The sequence below is a fragment of the Streptomyces sp. Tue6028 genome (assembly GCF_002300165.1).
Classification (GTDB): Bacteria; Actinomycetota; Actinomycetes; order Streptomycetales; family Streptomycetaceae; genus Streptomyces; species Streptomyces siamensis.
On record NZ_MLCE01000035.1, the window covers coordinates 50636 to 69848 of the forward strand.

Consider the following 19213-nt stretch of genomic DNA (forward strand, 5'->3'; position numbering starts at 1 on the left):
TCATATCTTTCCGGTCAGTGTTTCAACGTGGACATGGACCAGAAAGGTTCCCCACCCATGCAGGGATTGGCGATCCGGCTCCAGGGCCTGCGGAAGGCGTTCGGAGAGACGACCGCCGTGGCCGGAGTCGATCTGGACATCACCGACGGCGAGTTCTTCTCGATGCTCGGCCCGTCCGGTTCGGGCAAGACGACGGTGCTGCGGATGATCGCGGGCTTCGAGACCCCGACCGCCGGCCGCATCGAACTGGCGGGTCAGGAGGTCACCGGCCTCGCCCCCTTCGAGAGGGACGTGCACACCGTCTTCCAGGACTACGCCCTGTTCCCGCACATGACCGTCGAGCAGAACGTCGCCTACGGCCTCAAGGTGCGCAAGGTGCCCAAGCCGGAGCGGCTGGTGCGGGCCCGCAAAGCGCTCGCCGACGTACGGCTCGAAGGGTTCGGCAAGCGGCGCCCCGCCCAGCTCTCCGGGGGCCAGCGCCAGCGCGTGGCACTCGCCCGTGCCCTCGTCGGCCGCCCCCGGGTACTGCTGCTCGACGAGCCGCTCGGCGCCCTCGACCTCAAACTGCGCGAGCAGATGCAGGTCGAACTCAAGGCGATCCAGCGCGAGGTCGGCATCACCTTCGTCTTCGTCACCCACGACCAGGAGGAGGCCCTGACGATGAGCGACCGCATCGCCGTCTTCAACCAGGGCCGCGTCGAACAGGTCGGCACCCCGGCCGAGATCTACGAACGCCCCGCCACCGGCTTCGTCGCGGGCTTCGTCGGCACCTCCAACCTCCTCGAAGGGGCCTCGGCGGAGCAGGTCGTCGGCGCTCCCGGCACCTACAGCATCCGGCCCGAGAAGATCCGGGTCCTCAAGGAGTCCGCCGAAGCCGACGAGCCCGAGCACTCCACCGCCACGGGCACCGTCGTCGAGGTCGTCTACCTGGGCGACTCCACCCGCTTCCTCGTGGACCTCGACGCGGGCGGTCGCCTCACCGCCCTCCAGCAGAACCTGGAGACCTCGTCCGAGGACGTCGCCGCCCTGCGCGGCACCCGGGTCCGGCTCCAGTGGCACCGCCGTCACGCCTTCAAGGTCCCCGACCCCCGCTGACTCCCACGCTCAGTCCCCGTCACGTATGGAGTACGTCGTGCGCCTCACCCGAACCCTTCCAGCAGCCGCCGCCGTCGCGGTGCTCCTCGCGGCCACCGCCTGCGGGTCGTCCGACTCGGGCGGCTCCTCCTCGTCCACCGGACTCAACCCGCCCGACCTGAAGGCGCAGTCGAAGCTCGGCAAGACCGAGGGGCAGGTCAACCTGATCGCCTGGGCCGGCTACGTCGAGGACGGCTCCAACGACCCGAAGGTCGACTGGGTGAGCGACTTCGAGAAGCAGACCGGCTGCCAGGTCAACTCCAAGGTCGCGGCCAGCTCCGACGAGATGGTCAAGCTGATGAAGACCGGCCAGTACGACGCCGTCTCCGCCTCCGGCGACGCCTCGCTGCGTCTCATCGCCTCCGGCGACGCGGCCCCGGTCAACACCGGCCTCGTGCCGAACTACAAGAACGTGTTCAGCGGCCTGAAGAACGGCGGCTGGAACTCCGTCGACGGCCAGATGTACGGCATCCCGCACGGCCGGGGCGCCAACCTCCTGATGTACAACACCGAGAAGGTCACCCCCGCCCCCACCTCCTGGTCCGCCGTCTTCGACGACGCCGCCGCCCACAAGGGCCACGTGACCGCGTACGACTCGCCCATCTACATCGCCGACGCGGCGCTGTACCTGAAGTCGGCCCGGCCCGAACTGAAGATCAAGGATCCGTACGCCCTCGACCAGAAGCAGTTCGACGCGGCCGTCGACCTGCTGAAGAAGCAGAGCGCGAACGTGGGGGAGTACTGGAGCGACTACCTCAAGGAGATCTCCGCGTTCAAGAGCGGCGACTCCGTGATCGGCACGACCTGGCAGGTCATCGCCAACCTCACGCAGGACGAGGGCGCGAAGGTCAAGGCCTTCGTGCCCAAGGAGGGCTCCACGGGCTGGTCCGACACCTGGATGCTCTCCGCCAAGGCCAAGCACCCCAACTGCGCCTACAAGTGGATGGACTGGATCATCTCGCCGAAGGTGAACGCCCAGGTCGCCGAGTACTTCGGCGAGGCCCCGGCCAACACCGAGGCGTGCGCCGAGACCAGCGACAAGTCGTTCTGCGACACCTTCCACGCCGCCGACGAGGGCTACTGGAAGAACATCGCCTTCTGGAACACGCCCATCGAGCAGTGCCTCGACGGCCGCACCGACGTCAAGTGCGTCCCGTACGCGAAGTGGGTCCAGGCCTGGACCGAGATCAAGGGCTGAGAGACACCCATGACCTCCACCGCGCAGGCCGCCGGACGGTCCCCCGTCCGGCGGCTCGCCGGGACCCTGCACCGCCGGCCGCGGCTCAGGCTGTCCCTGCTCCTGACCGCGCCCCTGCTCTGGCTCGCCGTGCTCTACCTCGGCTCGCTGGCGGTGCTGTTCGTCTCGGCGTTCTGGACGACCGACTCCTTCACCTCCGAGGTCGTGAAGGTCTGGTCGACCGACAACTTCCACGAGCTGTTCACCACGCCGGTCTTCCGGCAGGTGATCCTGCGCAGCATCGGCGTCGCCCTCGCGGTCACCGCCCTGTGCGCGCTGATCGCCTTCCCGGTCGCCTTCTTCACGGCCCGGATCGCCAGGCCCACGTGGCGTCCGCTGCTCGTCGTCGCCATCCTCACGCCGCTGTGGGCGAGTTACCTCGTCAAGGTGTACGCCTGGCGGCTGATCCTCTCCCAGGGCGGACTCGCCGACTGGATGCTGGAGCCGTTCGGGCTGAGCGGACCCGGCTTCGGACTTCCCGCGGCGGTCATCGCACTGACCTACCTGTGGCTGCCGTACATGATCCTGCCGATCCACACGGCGCTGGAGCAGCTGCCCGACAACCTGCTCGACGCGTCGGCGGACCTGGGCGGGCGCCCCGCGCGCACCTTCCGCTCGGTGGTGCTGCCGATGGTGCTGCCGTCCGTGGCCGCGGGCTCGGTCTTCACCTTCTCCCTCAGCCTCGGCGACTACATCACCGTGCAGATCGTCGGCGGCAAGACCCAGCTCATCGGCAACCTCGTCTACTCCAACATCGAACTGAACCTGCCCATGGCCGCCGCGCTCGGCACGGTCCCCGTCGTGGTCATCGTGGTGTACCTGCTCGCGATGCGTCGCACGGGCGCCCTGAGCAGCCTCTGAGGAGCCCGCAGTGCAACTCTCCCGTCCCGCGCGCATCGCGCTGCGCGTCGCCGCCGGGCTCGGCTTCGCGATCATCTACGTGCCGCTCGCGCTCGTCCTGGTCAACTCCTTCAACCCGGACCGCAGCGCGAGCTGGCCCCCGCCCGGCCTCACCACCCACTGGTGGTCGACCGCCTGGCAGAACGAGGGCGCCCGCGCGGCACTGTGGGTCTCGGTGAAGGCGGGTCTCGGTGCCACGGCCATCGCCCTGGTGCTCGGCACGCTGATCGCCTTCGCGGTGGCCCGGCACCGGTTCTTCGGCCGCGACGCGATCTCCTTCGTGGTCGTCCTGCCGATCGCGCTGCCCGGCATCGTCACCGGCATCGCGCTCAACTCGGCCTTCGGCACGGTGCTCGAACCGCTCGGTGTCGGCCTCGGCATGTTCACCGTGATCGTCGGACACGCCACCTTCTGCATCGTGGTCGTCTTCAACAACGTGGTGGCCAGGCTGCGGCGCACCGCGGGATCGTACGAGGAAGCCGCCATGGACCTCGGCGCGAACACCTTCCGGGCCTTCGTGGACGTCACCTTCCCGCTGGTGCGCTCCGCCCTGCTCGCGGGCGGAATGCTCGCCTTCGCGCTCTCCTTCGACGAGATCGTGGTGACGACGTTCACCGCCGGACCCGGCATCGAGACCCTGCCGATCTGGATCTTCAACAACATGACACGGCCTCAGCAGGCCCCGGTCGTCAACGTCGTGGCGGCGGTCCTCGTCCTGCTCTCGGTGATCCCGATCTACGCGGCGCAGCGGCTGTCGGCCGACACGGCGACCGGGAGCAGGATCTGACGGTGCCGTGGGGGTGCCGTGGGATCCTCCCCACGGCACCCTGTGCGCGCACAGAAGTATGTGACATAGTACTGGCGTGGCCAAGCCATTTACCTGCGATGTCGTGGTTGTCGGAGCCGGAATGGTCGGCGCGGCCTGTGCGCTGTACGCGGCCCGCGCGGGCCTCGACGTCACCGTGGTGGACCGCGGCGCGGTGACCGGCGGCACGACCGGCGCCGGCGAGGGCAACCTGCTGGTCTCCGACAAGGAGCCCGGACCCGAACTCGATCTCGCCCTGCTGTCCGGGCGGTTGTGGTCCGAGCTCGCCGCGGAGGACGGACTCGGACCGGCGATCGAGTACGAGGCCAAGGGTGGCGTGGTGGTGGCCGCCACGCCCCGGGAACTGGCCGCCCTGGAGGCCTTCGCGGACGGCCAGCGGGCGGCCGGGGTCACGGCGGACCCGGTCGCGGCGGACCGGCTCCACGACCTGGAGCCGTACCTGGCCCCGGACCTGGCGGGCGCCGTGCACTACCCGCAGGACTCCCAGGTGATGCCTGCCCTGGCCGCCGCCCACCTCCTGCGCGCCTCGGGAGCGCGACTGCTCACCGGGCGGACCGTGACCGCGGTGCTGCGCGCGCCGGCCGGACCGGTCCGCGGCGTACGGACCGACCGGGGCGACATCCACGCCCCGGCCGTCGTGAACGCGGCCGGGACCTGGGGTGCGGACGTGGCCGGTCTCGCGGGCGCCCCGCTGCCCGTGCTGCCCCGCCGCGGATTCGTCCTCGTCACCGAGCCGTTGCCGCGCCGGGTGCGCCACAAGGTGTACGCGGCCGACTACGTCGCCGACGTGGCCAGCGACTCGGCGGCCCTCCAGACCTCGCCCGTCGTCGAGGGGACGGCGGCGGGGCCGGTCCTGATCGGGGCGAGCCGCGAACGGGTCGGATTCGAGCGCTCGTTCTCGCTGCCGGTCGTCCGGGCACTGGCCGAGGGCGCGACCCGGCTCTTCCCTTTCCTGTCGGAGGTGCGCGCGCTGCGGACGTACCTGGGCTTCAGGCCGTACCTGCCGGACCACCTGCCCGCGATCGGCCCCGACCTCCGGGTCCCCGGACTGCTGCACGCCTGCGGGCACGAGGGCGCGGGCATCGGACTCGCCACAGGCACCGGGCAGTTGATCGCGCAGGTCCTGACCGGCACGACACCCGGCCTCGACCTCACCCCGTTCCGCCCCGACCGCTTTCCCGAGGAGGCCGTGTGAATCCGCTGCGACGGGCCGGGGCCCGGCCCGGCCCCGCCTTCACCGTCACCCTCGACGGCCGGGAGATCGAGGCGCTGCCCGGCCGGACCGTGGCCGCCACCCTGTGGGCGGCGGGCGTCACGTCCTGGCGCAGCACACGCGGCGCGGGCCGTCCGCGCGGCGTCTTCTGCGGCATCGGCGTCTGCTTCGACTGCCTCGTCACCGTCAACGGCCGCCCCAACCAGCGGGCCTGCCTGGTCCCGGTGCGCCCCGGCGACGAGATCCGTACGCAGGAGGGCACGGGCCACGATGACTGACCGCCCTCGCCTCGCCGTCGTCGGCGCCGGCCCGGCGGGCCTCGCCGCCTCCCTGGCCGCGACCTCCCGCGGCATCCATGTCACCCTGGTCGACTCGGCGGCACGGGTGGGCGGACAGTTCTACCGCCGGCCCGCGGCCGCGCTGGGCGCGCTGCGGCCCCAGGCGCTGCACCACGCGTGGCACACCTGGGAGAGGCTGCGCGACGGGCTCGCCGCGGCGGACTCCGTCGAGCACCTGCCGGACCGTCATGTGTGGTGCGTGGAACGGCGGTCCGACGACTTCGTCGTGCAGGCCCTGCTCGGCCCCGACCAGCGGGAGTCCGAGTCCGTACGGGCCGACGCCGTGCTCCTCGCCACCGGCGGATACGAGAAGGTCCTGCCCTTCCCGGGCTGGACGCTTCCCGGGGTGGTCACCGCGGGCGGGGCGCAGGCGATGCTCAAGGAGGGACTCGTGGTCCCGGGACGGACCGCCGTCGTCGCCGGGACGGGTCCGCTGCTGCTGCCCGTGGCGACCGGACTGGCCGCGGCGGGCGTCGAGGTGGCCGCGCTCGTCGAGTCCGCCGACCCCAGGGCGTTCGCGCGCCGGGCCGGGGCGCTGGCGGCCCTGCCGGGCAAGGTCGCCGAAGCCGCCGGGTACACCGCCCGCCTCCTGCGGCACCGTGTCGCGCTCATGCCCCGGCACACCGTGGTGGCGGCCCACGGCGAGCGGCGGGTCGAGGCCGTGACCGTCGCCGCGCTCGACGGCGAGGGACGGGTCGAGGCCGGCACCGAACGGCGCATCCCGTGCGACACGCTGGCCGTCGGGCACGGCATGCTGGCGCACACCGACCTCGCCGAGTCGCTCGGCTGCCGCGTCGAGGGACTGCGGGTGTACGCCGACGACGAGCAGCGCACCGATGTGCCGGGCGTGTGGGCGGCCGGCGAGACCACCGGTGTCGGTGGCTCGGCGCTGGCCCTCGCCGAGGGACACATCGCGGGCCGCTCGATCGCCGCCCGGCTGACCGGCCGGGCGCCCGACCCGCGGGAGTGGGCCCCGGCGGCGAAGTCCCGCAGGCGCCTGCGGGCGTTCTCCGCGCTGCTCGACACCCTGTACACGCCCTCGGCGCACTGGACGGACCAGGTCACCGACGACACCGTCGTGTGCCGCTGCGAGGAGGTCTCGGCCGGGGAGATCCGCACGGCCGTCGCGGAACTCGGCGCGGGTGACGTCCGGACGGTGAAGCTGCTCACCCGCGCCGGGATGGGCTGGTGCCAGGGCCGGATGTGCGAACCCGCAGTCGCGGGACTAGCCGGGTGCGAACAGACCCCCGCGCGGCGGCTGTTGGCCCGGCCGGTGCCGCTCGGAGTGCTCGCCCGGGCGGGTGAGCCGCAAGAGGTCCTCGGTGGTGAGCCACGGGTGGACCGCGGCGGTGAGCCGCAAGAGGTCCTCGGCGGTGAGCCACGGGAGGACCGAGGTGGCGAGCCCCAAGAGGCCCACGGCGGCGAGCCACGGGAGGACCGAGGTGGCGAGCCCCAAGATGCCCACGGCGGTGAGCCACGGGAGGACCGAGGTGGTGAGCCACGGGAAGCCCACGGCGGCGAGCCGGGGGTGGGCCAGGGCGGGTGAGCCGCCGTCGGCCCGGGCGGGTCAGCCGCCCGAGGGCCGGCTTCGTGCGGCGCTCCGCCGCCCGCGGGTGCCCAGGAGGACGGCCGGCGGGCGACCGACGCGCCGAGAGTCAGTGAAATGTCACACCGTACCGAGAGAGGACCTGTTCATGACCTCCACCGAGAACCGTCCCTGGCGCGGAGTCCTGGTCGCCACCGCGCTCCCGCTGAACGACGACCTTTCCGTGAACTACGCGAAGTTCGCCGACCACTGCGCCTGGCTCGTCGAGAACGGCTGCGACGGCGTCGTACCGAACGGCTCGCTCGGGGAGTACCAGGTGCTCACGCCCGAGGAGCGCGCCAAGGTCGTCGAGACCGCCGTCGCGGCGATCGGCGGCGAGCGCGTGATGCCCGGCGTCGCCGCCTACGGCTCCGCCGAGGCACGCCGCTGGGCCGAGCAGGCCAAGGACGCCGGCTGCCGGGCCGTGATGCTGCTGCCGCCGAACGCCTACCGCGCCGACGAGCGGTCCGTCCTCGCCCACTACGAGGCGGTCGCCGGGGCGGGCCTGCCGATCGTCGCGTACAACAACCCGATCGACACCAAGGTCGACCTGGTGCCCGAACTGCTCGCCAAGCTGCACGCCGCCGGATTCGTCCAGGGCGTCAAGGAGTTCTCCGGAGACGTGCGGCGCGCCTACCGGATCGCCGAACTCGCCCCGGAACTCGATCTGCTGGTCGGGGCCGACGACGTCCTGCTGGAGCTCGCCGTCGCCGGGGCGAAGGGCTGGGTGGCCGGCTACCCGAACGCGCTGCCCGCGGCGAGTGTCGAGCTCTACCGCGCCGCCGTCGACGGCGACCTCGACACCGCGGGCCGGCTCTACCGCCTGCTGCACCCGCTGCTGCGCTGGGACTCCCAGGTCGAGTTCGTGCAGGCGATCAAACTGTCGATGGACGTCGTCGGCCGCCACGGCGGCCCGGTCCGTCCGCCGCGCGTCCCGCTGCTGCCCGAGCAGGAGGCCGCCGTGCGCTCCGCCACCGAGCAGGCCGTCGCCGCCGGACTCGTCCGCGCCCACGGCTGAGCCCCCGACCCCCAGGAGAGCCATGCGCAGCACACTCGTCCTGCACGCCGTCGACTCGCACACCGAGGGCATGCCCACCCGGGTGATCACCGGAGGGATCGGCGCGATCCCGGGCGCCACCATGAACGAGCGGCGGCTGTACTTCCGCGAACACCGCGACGACGTCAAACAGCTCCTGATGAACGAACCGCGGGGCCACTCGGCGATGAGCGGGGCCGTCCTCCAGCCGCCGACCCGTCCCGACTGCGACTACGGCGTGATCTACATCGAGGTCTCGGGCTACCTCCCGATGTGCGGGCACGGCACCATCGGGGTGGCCACCGTGCTCGTGGAGACCGGCATGGTCGAGGTCGTCGAACCGGTCACGACCATCCGGCTCGACACGCCGGCGGGCCTCGTCGTGGCCGAGGTGGCGGTCGAGGACGGCGCGGCCCGCGCGGTCACGCTCAGGAACGTGCCGTCGTTCTCCGTCGGCCTCGACCGCAAGGCCACGCTCGCCGACGGCCGCACGGTGACCTACGACCTCGCGTACGGCGGCAACTTCTACGCGATCCTGCCGCTGGAGCAGTTCGGGCTGCCCTTCGACCGGTCGCGCAAGGACGACATCCTGAAGGCGGGCCTGTCGCTCATGGACGCCATCAACGCCGAGGGCGAACCCGTGCACCCCGAGGATCCGTCCATCCGGGGCTGCCACCACGTCCATCTGTACGCGCCCGGAGCCACCGCCCGTCACTCGCGGCACGCGATGGCGATCCACCCCGGCTGGTTCGACCGCTCGCCCTGCGGCACGGGGACCAGCGCGCGCATGGCCCAGCTGCACGCCCGCGGCGAACTCCCGCTGCACACCGAGTTCGTGAACGAGTCCTTCATCGGGACCAGCTTCACCGGACGGCTGCTCGCCACGACCGAGGTCGCCGGGATTCCCGCGGTGCTGCCGAGCTTCACGGGCCGTGCCTGGATCACGGGCACGGCCCAGTACCTGCTCGACCCCACCGACCCCTTCCCGGCGGGCTTCGTCCTGTGAACCGGGCCCCTCGCCGCCGCGGCGCCCGCCGCCGCGTAGATACTGGGGGCCGTAGTACGTGACATGGCACCAGCCGGCGGAGGACGCTCGGCCCGTACGAGGAGAACCCATGGCCGACCGGCGCAGCAGCGCACCCTCCGCCGCTCCCGTCCTGCCCACGCTCGGCGGGAAGCGGAACAGCTACCGCGAGCGCGTCGCCGACGCGCTACGGGCCGCGCTGATCGCCGGTGAACTGCGCGCCGGGGAGGTCTACTCGGCGCCCACGCTGGCCGCCCGCTTCGGGGTGTCGGCGACGCCGGTGCGGGAGGCGATGCTCGATCTCGCCAAGGAGGGCCTGGTCGACACGGTGCCCAACAAGGGGTTCCGGGTCACCGTGGTCTCCGAGCGGCAGCTCGACGAGTACACCCACATCCGCTCGCTCGTCGAGATCCCCACCACGGTGGGGCTGGCCGCCACCGCCGACCCGGTGTCGCTGGACGCCCTGCGCCCGGCCGCCCGGGAGATCGTGACCGCGGCGGCGGCCGGCGACCTCATCGCCTACGTGGAGGCGGACACCCGGTTCCATCTGGGCCTGCTGGCCCTCGCCGGCAATGCCCATCTGGTCGAGGTCGTCGGCGACCTGCGCAAACGCTCCCGGCTCTACGGCCTGAACGCCCTGGCCGAGAGCGGTCGTCTGGAGGCGTCCGCTCAGGAGCATCTGGAGCTCCTCGACGCACTGCTCGCCCGTGACGAGGCCGCCGTGCGCGAGGTGATGACACGTCACCTCGGTCACGTCCGCGGGCTGTGGGCGGCTCACTGAGCCGGTCGCCCGCCCCCGTCGGCGGCCCGGAGCCGAGGAGACCGCGGCGGACCGGCATCCGCCCTCTCCACGCAAACCGTTTGCATTTCTTGCGCTATTCTTGCGCGCATGACGCGACGACTTGCTCAGGTGGCGAAGAAGGTCGGGGTCAGTGAGGCCACGGTCAGCCGGGTCCTCAATGGCAAACCCGGGGTGTCCGAGGCCACCCGGCAGGCGGTGCTGTCCGCGCTGGACGTCCTCGGCTACGAGCGGCCCACCCAACTGCGCGGCGAGCGTGCCCGGCTCGTCGGCCTGGTCCTGCCCGAGCTCCAGAACCCGATCTTCCCGGCGTTCGCCGAGGTGATCGGCGGGGCACTCGCGCAGCTGGGTCTCACCCCGGTGCTGTGCACGCAGACCAAGGGCGGGGTCTCCGAGGCGGACTACGTGGACCTGCTGCTCCAGCAGCAGGTCTCCGGCGTGGTGTTCGCCGGCGGGCTGTACGCGCAGGCCGACGCCCCGCACGACCACTACCGGCAGCTCGCGGACCGCAACATCCCGGTGGTGCTGGTCAACGCCGCCATCGAGCACCTCGGCTTCCCCGGCGTGTCCTGCGACGACGCCGTGGCGGTCGAACAGGCCTGGCGGCACCTCGTCTCGCTCGGACACGAGCGGATCGGCCTCGTGCTCGGACCCGCCGACCACATCCCCTCGGGCCGCAAGCTGGCGGCGGCGCGGGCACTCGCCCCCGATCTGCCCGACGAGCACATCGCCCGCGCCATGTTCTCGATCGAGGGCGGGCACGCGGCGGCCTCCCGGCTCATCGACCGCGGGATCACCGGTTTCATCTGCGCCAGCGACCCGCTCGCGCTCGGTGTCGTCAGGGCCGCCCGGCGCAAGGGGCTCGACGTGCCGGCGCAGGTGTCCGTCGTCGGCTACGACGACTCCGCGCTCATGAACTGCACCGAGCCGCCGCTGACCACCGTCCGCCAGCCCATCGAGGCGATGGGCAGGGCGGCCGTGGAACTGCTGAACGCGCAGATCGGCGGGACCAGCGTCACTCCCGAAGAGCTGCTGTTCGAGCCGGAGTTGGTGGTGCGAGGGTCCACCGCGCAAGTACCCCGCCACTGAGAGCCGGGTGACTGTCGAATAATTACAGATTCTGCGCGAGATCTTGCGTCGCAATGTCGGTGGTGCTTGAGTGTGCGGCGCCAGACACGGACGCCGCACCACTCGGGTGCGGCGCCGTGGGCCTTCCCTGCGCCTGCCCAAGAGGGGTCCACCGATGAGAAGTCCCGGGTTCCGCCGCACCAGCACCACGCTCATGGCCTCCGCCCTCGCCCTGACCGCGATCACGGCGTGCGGCTCAAGCGACGACGACGGATCCGCGGGTGGCAAGACCCGCATCACGGTCAACTGCATGCCTCCCAAGAGCGCCAAGGTCGACCGTTCGTTCTTCGAGGCCGACGTCAAGGCGTTCGAGAAGGCCAACCCGGACATCGACGTCGTCACGCACGACGCGTTCCCGTGCCAGGACCCCAAGACGTTCGACGCCAAGCTCGCCGGCGGCCAGATGGAGGACGTGTTCTACACGTACTTCACCGACGCGAAGCACGTGGTCGACGTCAACCAGGCCGCCGACATCACCAGTTACGTCAAGGAGCTCAAGAGCTACAGCACCATCCAGCAGCAGCTGCGTGACATCTACACCGTCGACGGCAAGATCTACGGCGTTCCCCGCACCGGCTACTCGATGGGCCTCATCTACAACAAGAAGCTCTTCGCGCAGGCGGGCCTCGACCCCGAGAAGCCCCCGGCGACCTGGGAGGAGCTGCGCGCCGACGCCAAGAAGATAGCCGCGCTCGGCAAGGGCACCGTCGGCTACGCCGACTACAGCGCGCAGAACCAGGGAGGCTGGCACTTCACCGCCGAGCTCTACTCGCAGGGCGGTGACGTGGTGAGCGCCGACGGCAAGAAGGCGAACATCGACACCCCCGAGGGCAAGGCCGTCCTGCAGAACCTCAAGGACATGCGCTGGAGCGACAACTCCATGGGCAGCAAGCAGCTCCTCGTCATCAACGACGTGCAGCAGATGATGGGCTCCGGAAAGCTCGGCATGTACCTCTCCGCCCCGGACAACATCCCGATCCTGGTGAAGGAGAAGGGCGGCAACTACAAGGACCTGGCGCTCGCCCCGATGCCGGGCGGCAAGGGCACGCTCATCGGCGGCGACGGCTACATGTTCAACAAGAAGGACACCCCGGCGCAGATCAGGGCCGGCCTGAAGTGGCTCGACCACATGTTCCTGACCCCCGGCAAGGGCTTCCTCGGCGACTACGCCCGCGCCAAGCAGAACGACGCGCCCGTGGGTCTGCCCGAGCCGCGCCTGTTCACCGGCGCCGCCGACGCGAAGGACCAGGAGGTCAAGAAGGCCAACGCCAACGTCCCCGTCGAGAACTACCAGGCCTTCCTCGACGGCAACCAGAGCCTCCAGATGAAGATCGAGCCGCCGCAGGCCCAGCAGATCTACTCCGTCCTCGACGGCGCCGTCTCCGCGGTCCTCACCAAGAAGGACGCCGACGTCGACCAGCTGCTGAAGGACGCCTCCGGCAAGATCGACTCCATCCTGGCCCGGGGCTGACCGCGTCCATGAAGACCGCATCGAAGCCCGCGGCACCCCCTCCGGCCGTGCTCGGCGCGCCGGAGGGGGAGCCGCGCCGGGCCGGGCGCCGGCCCGGGGGACCGTGGCGCCGGCGCCTGGCCGAACAGTCCCGGGCCTACGCCTTCCTGATCGGCGGACTGCTCTGCTTCGCCCTGTTCTCCTGGTACCCGGCGATCCGTGCGGTGGTGATCGCCTTCCAGAAGTACACGCCGGGTTCCGGCGGCGAATGGGTCGGTGCCGCCAACTTCACGCGGGTCTTCCACGACCCCGAGTTCAGCGCGGCCTGGCGCAACACCCTGACCTTCACCCTGCTCGCTCTGCTCATCGGCTTCGCCGTCCCCTTCCTGATGGCGCTCGTGCTCAACGAACTGCGGCACGCGAAGGCCTTCTTCCGAGTCGTCGTCTATCTGCCGGTGATGATCCCGCCGGTGGTCAGCGCACTGTTGTGGAAGTGGTTCTACGACCCCGGGGCCGGCCTCGCCAACGCGGCGCTGCGGTTCGCGCACCTGCCCACCTCGAACTGGTCCAACGGCGCCGACACCGCCCTCGTCTCGCTGGTGATCGTCGCCACCTGGGCCAACCTCGGTGGCACCGTCCTCATCTATCTCGCCGCGCTCCAGAGCATCCCCGGCGAGCTGTACGAGGCGGCCGAACTGGACGGCGCGAACATCTGGCAGCGGGTGCGCCATGTGACGATCCCGCAGACCCGGTTCGTCATCCTCATGCTGATGCTCCTTCAGATCATCGCGACCATGCAGGTCTTCACCGAGCCGTTCGTGATCACCGGCGGCGGCCCGGAGAACGCGACGGTCACGGTGCTCTACCTGATCTACAAGTACGCCTTCCTCTACAACGACTTCGGAGGGGCGTGCGCCCTGAGCGTCATGCTGCTTCTGCTGCTCAGCGTCTTCTCCGCGGTGTACCTGCGGCTGACGCGCTCCACCGGGGAGGACGCATGAGCGTTCGTACGCTGGTCTCGCCGCTCACCCTGGCCCGTCCGCGCGGCCGGGCCGTCTACTGGACCGTCTTCACGGGCGTCGTCCTGCTGTTCGCGCTCGCCTTCCTCTTCCCCGTGTACTGGATGGTGACCGGCGCCATGAAGTCGCCGGACGAGGTGGTGCGCACCCCGCCGACCCTCGTACCGCACGCGTGGCACCTGAGCGGCTACACCGACGCCTGGGACCTGATGGACCTGCCCACCCACCTGTGGAACACGGTGGTGCAGGCCACCGGGGCCTGGCTGCTGCAACTCGTGTTCTGCACGGCGGCGGCGTACGCCCTGTCCAAACTGCGGCCCGCCTTCGGCAGGGTGATCCTCGGCGGCATCCTCGCCACCCTGATGGTCCCCGCGCAGGCGCTCGTGGTCCCGAAGTACCTGACCGTCGCGGACCTGCCGCTGATCCACACCAGCCTGCTCAACGACCCGCTCGGCATCTGGCTGCCCGCCGTGGCCAACGCCTTCAACCTCTACCTGCTCAAGCGCTTCTTCGACCAGATTCCGCGAGACGTCCTGGAGGCCGCCGAGATCGACGGCGCCGGACGGCTGCGCACGCTGTGGTCGATCGTGCTGCCGATGTCCCGTCCCGTCCTGGGAGTCGTGTCGATCTTCGCCCTGGTCGCCGTCTGGCAGGACTTCCTGTGGCCGCTGATGGTCTTCTCCGACACCGACAAACAGCCCGTCAGCGTGGCACTCGTCCAGCTGTCCCAGAACATCCCGCTGACCGTCCTCATCGCCGCGATGGTGATCGCGAGCATCCCCATGGTCGCGATGTTCCTGGTGTTCCAGCGGCACATCATCGCCGGGATCAGCGCGGGCAGCACGAAGGGCTGACGACACCCCCTCCAGAAAGGCATTCACCGTGGGACAGCCTTCCCCTGCCCGCACGCGAAGCGACTGGTGGCGCTCCGCCGTCATCTACCAGGTGTACGTCCGCAGCTTCGCGGACGGCGACGGCGACGGCACCGGAGACCTCGCGGGCGTGCGCGCCAGACTGCCGTACCTCGCCGAACTCGGCGTGGACGCCCTGTGGTTCAACCCCTGGTACCTCTCACCGATGGCCGACGGCGGCTACGACGTCGCCGACTACCGTGCCATCGACCCCGCCTTCGGGACGCTCGCCGAGGCGGAGAAGCTCATCGCCGAGGCACGGGAACTCGGCATCCGCACCCTGGTCGACATCGTGCCCAACCACGTCTCCGACCAGCACCCCTGGTTCCGGGCCGCCCGGGCCGCCCCCGTCGGAAGCCCCGAACGCGCGCTGTTCCACTTCCGTCCCGGACGCGGCGAACACGGCGACATCCCGCCCAACGACTGGCCGTCCCAGTTCGCCGGCTCCTCCGAACCCGTCTGGACCCGGCTCCCCGACGGCGACTGGTACCTCCACCTGTTCACCCCCGAGCAGCCCGACCTCAACTGGGCGCACCCCGCCGTCCGTCAGGAGCACGAGGAGATCCTGCGCTTCTGGTTCGAACGGGGCGTCGCGGGCGTGCGTATCGACTCGGCCGCGCTGCTCGCCAAGGACCCGGAGCTGCCCGACTTCGTCGAGGGCCGCGATCCGAACCCGTTCGTCGACCGCGACGAACTCCACGGCATCTACCGCTCCTGGCGCGCGGTCGCCGACGCCTACGACGGCATCTTCGTCGGCGAGGTCTGGCTGCCCGACACCGAGCGCTTCGCCCGCTACCTGCGCCCCGACGAACTGCACACCGCCTTCAACTTCTCCTTCCTGTCCTGCCCCTGGGACGCGGCACGGCTGCGCACCTCCATCGACGAGACCCTTGCCGAGCACGCCCCGGTCGGCGCGCCCGCCACCTGGGTGCTGTGCAACCACGACGTGACCCGCACCGTCACCCGCTACGGCCGCACCGACACCGCCTTCGCCTTCGCCACCAAGGCCTTCGGCACCCCGACCGACCTCGCCCTCGGCACCCGGCGGGCGCGGGCCGCGGCCCTGCTCTCGCTCGCCCTGCCCGGCTCCGTCTACCTCTACCAGGGCGAGGAACTCGGCCTGCCCGAGGTGGAACTGCCGACGGCCAGCATCCAGGACCCGATGCACTTCCGCTCCGGGGGCACCGACCCGGGCCGGGACGGCTGCCGGGTGCCGCTGCCCTGGACCGCCGGGGCACCGCACGCGGGGTTCGGCGGCGAACCGTGGCTTCCGCAGCCCGCCGACTGGCCCGCGTACGCGGCCGACGGCCAGGCCGAGGACCCCGGATCGATGCTGAGCCTCTACCGCGCGGCGCTCCGCATCCGCCGCGGCGAACCGGGATTCGGCGACGGACCGCTCAGCTGGCTTCCCGCACCCGACGGCGTCCTCGCCTTCGCCCGCACCGACGGGCTGCTCTGCGTCGTGAACCTCACCGCCGGACCCGTCGCCCTCCCCCCGCACACCCGCCTGCTGCTGGGCAGCGGCCCGCTCGACACGGACGGGCTGCTCCCGCAGGACACGGCGGCCTGGCTGCGCGCCTGAGGCCGCCGGACGGCGCACCGCTGTCCCCGCACCCCCACCTCGAAGGGATCAGCACATGCACAGGAAGAGGACTGTCAGGCGCATGCCACTGGCCTGCGCCGCCGCCGTCGCGCTCGCCGCCGGCATGCTCGGCACCACCGCCGCCCACTCCGCCGTGGCGGCGGCGGGCGCCGACCTGCCCTTCACCTCCGTGGAGGCCGAGTCCGTGAGCTCCACGGGCACGAGGATCGGCCCGGACCACACCCAGGGCACCCTGGCCTCGGAGGCCTCCGGACGGCAGGCCGTACGGCTGACCGCCGGCCGGCGCGTCGAGTTCACCGTGCCGCGTGCCGCCAACGCGGTGAACGTCTCCTACAGCGTCCCCGACGGCCAGTCGGGCTCGCTGGACGTGTACGTCAACGGCACGAAGATCGCCAGGACGCTCCCCGTCACCTCCAAGTACTCCTACGTCGACACCCCCTGGATCGCGGGCGCCAGGACGCACCACCTGTTCGACAACGCGCGCCTGCTGCTCGGGCAGAACGTGCAGGCGGGCGACAAGGTCGCCTTCCAGGCGACATCCACCCAGGTCACCGTGGACGTCGCCGACTTCGAGCAGGTCGCGGCGGCGGGCGCCAGGCCCGCGGGATCGGTGTCCGTCACCGACAGGGGCGCGGACCCCGGCGGCCAGGGTGACTCCACCCAGGCCTTCCGGGACGCGATCTCCGCGGCGCGCGGCGGCGTCGTCTGGATCCCGCCGGGCGACTACCGGATCACGTCCTCGCTGAGCGGCGTCCAGAACGTCACCCTCCAGGGCGCCGGCAGCTGGTACTCCGTCGTCCGCACCTCGCGCTTCATCGACCAGACGAGCTCGTCGGGCGGCGTCCACCTCAAGGACTTCGCCGTCATAGGCGAGGTCACCGAACGCGTGGACTCCAACCCGGACAACTTCGTCAACGGCTCGCTCGGACCGGGCTCCAGCGTCTCGGGGATGTGGCTCCAGCACCTCAAGGTCGGCCTCTGGCTGACCGGCAACAACGACAACCTCGTCGTCGAGAACAACCGCATCCTCGACACCACCGCCGACGGACTCAACCTCAACGGCAACGCGCGCGGAGTCCGCGTCCGCAACAACTTCCTGCGCAACAACGGCGACGACGCGCTCGCCATGTGGTCGCTCAACGCCCCCGACACCGACAGCAGCTTCGAGAACAACACCATCAGCCAGCCGAACCTCGCCAACGGCATCGCCGTCTACGGCGGCACCGACCTCGCCGTCAGGAACAACCTCGTCTCCGACACCAACGCCCTCGGCAGCGGCATCGCCATCTCCAACCAGAAGTTCCTCGACCCGTTCTCCCCGCTCGCCGGAACCATCACCGTCTCCGGCAACACCCTCGTCCGCACGGGTGCGATCAACCCCAACTGGAACCACCCGATGGGTGCGCTGCGCGTCGACTCCTACGACAGCGCCATCGAGGCGACCGTCGACATCACCGGCACGACGATCACCGACAGCCCGTACAGCGCCTTCGAGTTCGTGTCCGGCGGCGGGCGCGGATACGCGACGAAGAACATCAGGGTCGACGGCGCCACGGTCGACCGGACCGGCACGGTGGTCGTCCAGGCGGAGTCCCAGGGCGCCGCGAGATTCAGCAACGTCAAGGCCACCGGTGTCGGTTCGGCGGGCATCTACAACTGCCCCTACCCGGCCGGCTCCGGCACCTTCACCCTGACCGACGGCGGCGGCAACTCCGGCTGGGACTCGACCTGGAGCGACTGCTCCACCTGGCCCCAGCCCGGCACCGGGAACCCGGACCCCGATCCGGCACGCAATCTCGCCAAGGGACGCCCGGCCACCGCCACCGGCTCGCAGGACGTCTACACGCCCGCGAAGGCCGTCGACGGCGACGCGAACAGCTACTGGGAATCCACCAACAACGCCTTCCCGCAGTCCTGGACGACCGACCTGGGCTCCGCGTTCGCCACCCGCCGTCTCGTCCTCAAGGTGCCGCCCGCGTCCGCCTGGCAGGTCCGCACGCAGACCCTGTCCGTGCTGGGCAGCACCGACGGATCGGCGTACTCCACGGTCGTGGCGTCCAAGGCGTACCGCTTCGACCCGGCGACCGGCAACACGGTCACCGTGACGCTGCCCGCCGGCACGAACCTGCGGTATCTGCGCCTCCAGGTGACCGCAAACACGGGCTGGCCCGCGGCCCAGCTCAGTGAAGTGGAGGCGTATCTTTCCTGAGGCCGTCGGGCTCCCCGCGCTTCGCCGCCTGGATCTGCTCGTACACATGGGTGCGCAGTTCGGCGAAGCGCGGGGAGACCCGTGTGTGCAACTGGTCGCGCTCGTCCGGCAGATCGACCTTCAGCTGCTCCTGGACGACCGTGGGGGAGCCGGACAGGATCAGCACCCGCTGCCCGAGATAGACGGCCTCGTCGATGTCGTGCGTGACGAACAGGACGGTGATCCCGCGCTGCCGCCACAGCCCGCGCACCAGGTCCTCCAGGTCGGCGCGCGTCTGCGCGTCGACCGCCGCGAACGGCTCGTCCATCAGCAGCACGTCCGGCTCGTAGGCCAGTGCGCGCGCGATGGCCACGCGCTGCTGCATGCCACCGGACAACTGCCAGGGATAGGCGCCCGCGGCGTCCGAGAGCCCGACCGACTCCAGTGCGTCCGCGATCAGTTCGCGGCGCCGCTGCTTGCTCAGCCCCTTCTGTTTCAGGGGCAGCCCGACGTTCTCGCGGACCCGCATCCACGGGAAGAGGCTGCGCCCGTACTCCTGGAACACGAACGCCATCCCGGGCGGCGGACCCGAGACCGGGCTGCCGGCCAGCGACACCTCGCCCGCCGTCGGCGCCAGCAGTCCGCCCACGCACTTCAGCAGCGTGGTCTTGCCGCACCCCGACGGGCCGACCAGGCAGACGAGTTCGCCCGCCGCCACGGTGAACGTGAGATCGCGAACCGCCTCCACCCGGCGGCCCTGCCCCTCGTAGACCTTCCGCAGGCCGGAGACGACCAGAAGCTCCTGCATGGACCGCCCTTTCG

The 19213-nt window shown here is 71.0% G+C and carries 17 protein-coding genes; 16 read left to right on the forward strand and 1 reads right to left on the reverse strand.

All coding sequences use genetic code 11. From position 1 onward, the window contains the following. The first annotated feature begins 57 nt into the window (after positions 1-57). The 16 genes from BKI49_RS32005 to BKI49_RS32080 all read left to right on the forward strand — a co-directional run bounded on the left by BKI49_RS32005 (position 58) and on the right by BKI49_RS32080 (position 18412). Entirely contained in the window at positions 58-1095 is a 1038-nt protein-coding gene (locus BKI49_RS32005) for an ABC transporter ATP-binding protein (RefSeq protein WP_028798981.1), read from the forward strand. Positions 1096-1132: 37 nt separating this feature from the next. Further along, entirely contained in the window at positions 1133-2332 is a 1200-nt protein-coding gene (locus BKI49_RS32010; RefSeq protein WP_095937929.1) for an ABC transporter substrate-binding protein, read from the forward strand. A 9-nt stretch (positions 2333-2341) separates the two neighbouring features. Beyond that, complete coding sequence (locus tag BKI49_RS32015; protein WP_095937788.1) at positions 2342-3232, forward strand: ABC transporter permease; 891 nt, start codon at positions 2342-2344, stop codon at positions 3230-3232. A gap of 10 nt (positions 3233-3242) precedes the next feature. Next, on the forward strand, positions 3243-4058 hold the full coding sequence (locus tag BKI49_RS32020) for an ABC transporter permease (protein WP_095937789.1): 816 nt from the start codon (positions 3243-3245) through the stop codon (positions 4056-4058). A gap of 76 nt (positions 4059-4134) precedes the next feature. Beyond that, positions 4135-5292 (forward strand): NAD(P)/FAD-dependent oxidoreductase, encoded by a 1158-nt coding sequence (locus tag BKI49_RS32025; protein ID WP_095937790.1) that lies wholly within the window; start codon positions 4135-4137, stop codon positions 5290-5292. Beyond that, on the forward strand, positions 5289-5588 hold the full coding sequence (locus tag BKI49_RS32030) for a (2Fe-2S)-binding protein (RefSeq protein WP_095937791.1): 300 nt from the start codon (positions 5289-5291) through the stop codon (positions 5586-5588). The genes BKI49_RS32025 and BKI49_RS32030 overlap by 4 nt, the downstream gene beginning before the upstream one ends. Further along, positions 5581-7194 carry an NAD(P)/FAD-dependent oxidoreductase gene (locus BKI49_RS32035; protein ID WP_095937792.1) on the forward strand — a complete coding sequence of 538 codons (1614 nt, stop codon included), beginning with the start codon at positions 5581-5583 and terminating at the stop codon, positions 7192-7194. The genes BKI49_RS32030 and BKI49_RS32035 overlap by 8 nt, the downstream gene beginning before the upstream one ends. 148 nt (positions 7195-7342) lie before the next feature. Next, positions 7343-8251 carry a dihydrodipicolinate synthase family protein gene (locus BKI49_RS32040; RefSeq protein ID WP_095937793.1) on the forward strand — a complete coding sequence of 303 codons (909 nt, stop codon included), beginning with the start codon at positions 7343-7345 and terminating at the stop codon, positions 8249-8251. Positions 8252-8273: 22 nt separating this feature from the next. Continuing rightward, positions 8274-9275, forward strand: coding sequence for a proline racemase family protein (locus tag BKI49_RS32045; RefSeq protein WP_095937794.1), 1002 nt, complete (start codon positions 8274-8276; stop codon positions 9273-9275). A 109-nt stretch (positions 9276-9384) separates the two neighbouring features. Continuing rightward, positions 9385-10074 carry a GntR family transcriptional regulator gene (locus tag BKI49_RS32050; RefSeq protein ID WP_095937795.1) on the forward strand — a complete coding sequence of 230 codons (690 nt, stop codon included), beginning with the start codon at positions 9385-9387 and terminating at the stop codon, positions 10072-10074. 108 nt (positions 10075-10182) lie between these two features. After that, positions 10183-11181, forward strand: coding sequence for a LacI family DNA-binding transcriptional regulator (locus tag BKI49_RS32055; RefSeq protein WP_179332652.1), 999 nt, complete (start codon positions 10183-10185; stop codon positions 11179-11181). Positions 11182-11335: 154 nt separating this feature from the next. Further along, on the forward strand, positions 11336-12691 hold the full coding sequence (locus tag BKI49_RS32060) for an ABC transporter substrate-binding protein (protein WP_095937797.1): 1356 nt from the start codon (positions 11336-11338) through the stop codon (positions 12689-12691). A gap of 8 nt (positions 12692-12699) precedes the next feature. Continuing rightward, a complete protein-coding gene (locus BKI49_RS32065; RefSeq protein WP_095937798.1) occupies positions 12700-13671 on the forward strand; it encodes a carbohydrate ABC transporter permease in 972 nt (323 codons plus the stop codon). Continuing rightward, positions 13668-14543: a carbohydrate ABC transporter permease gene (locus BKI49_RS32070; protein WP_095937799.1), complete on the forward strand. Its 876-nt coding sequence runs from the start codon at positions 13668-13670 to the stop codon at positions 14541-14543. Before BKI49_RS32065 ends, BKI49_RS32070 begins: the two co-directional genes overlap by 4 nt. Before the next feature lie 28 nt (positions 14544-14571). Continuing rightward, positions 14572-16182 (forward strand): glycoside hydrolase family 13 protein, encoded by a 1611-nt coding sequence (locus BKI49_RS32075; protein WP_095937800.1) that lies wholly within the window; start codon positions 14572-14574, stop codon positions 16180-16182. 82 nt (positions 16183-16264) lie between these two features. After that, a complete protein-coding gene (locus BKI49_RS32080) occupies positions 16265-18412 on the forward strand; it encodes a discoidin domain-containing protein (protein ID WP_257005041.1) in 2148 nt (715 codons plus the stop codon). On the opposite strand, the gene BKI49_RS32085 is transcribed toward BKI49_RS32080, so the two are convergent. Next, positions 18384-19199, reverse strand: coding sequence for an ABC transporter ATP-binding protein (locus BKI49_RS32085; protein ID WP_095937802.1), 816 nt, complete (start codon positions 19197-19199; stop codon positions 18384-18386). The genes BKI49_RS32080 and BKI49_RS32085 overlap by 29 nt on opposite strands. Positions 19200-19213 lie beyond the last annotated feature (14 nt).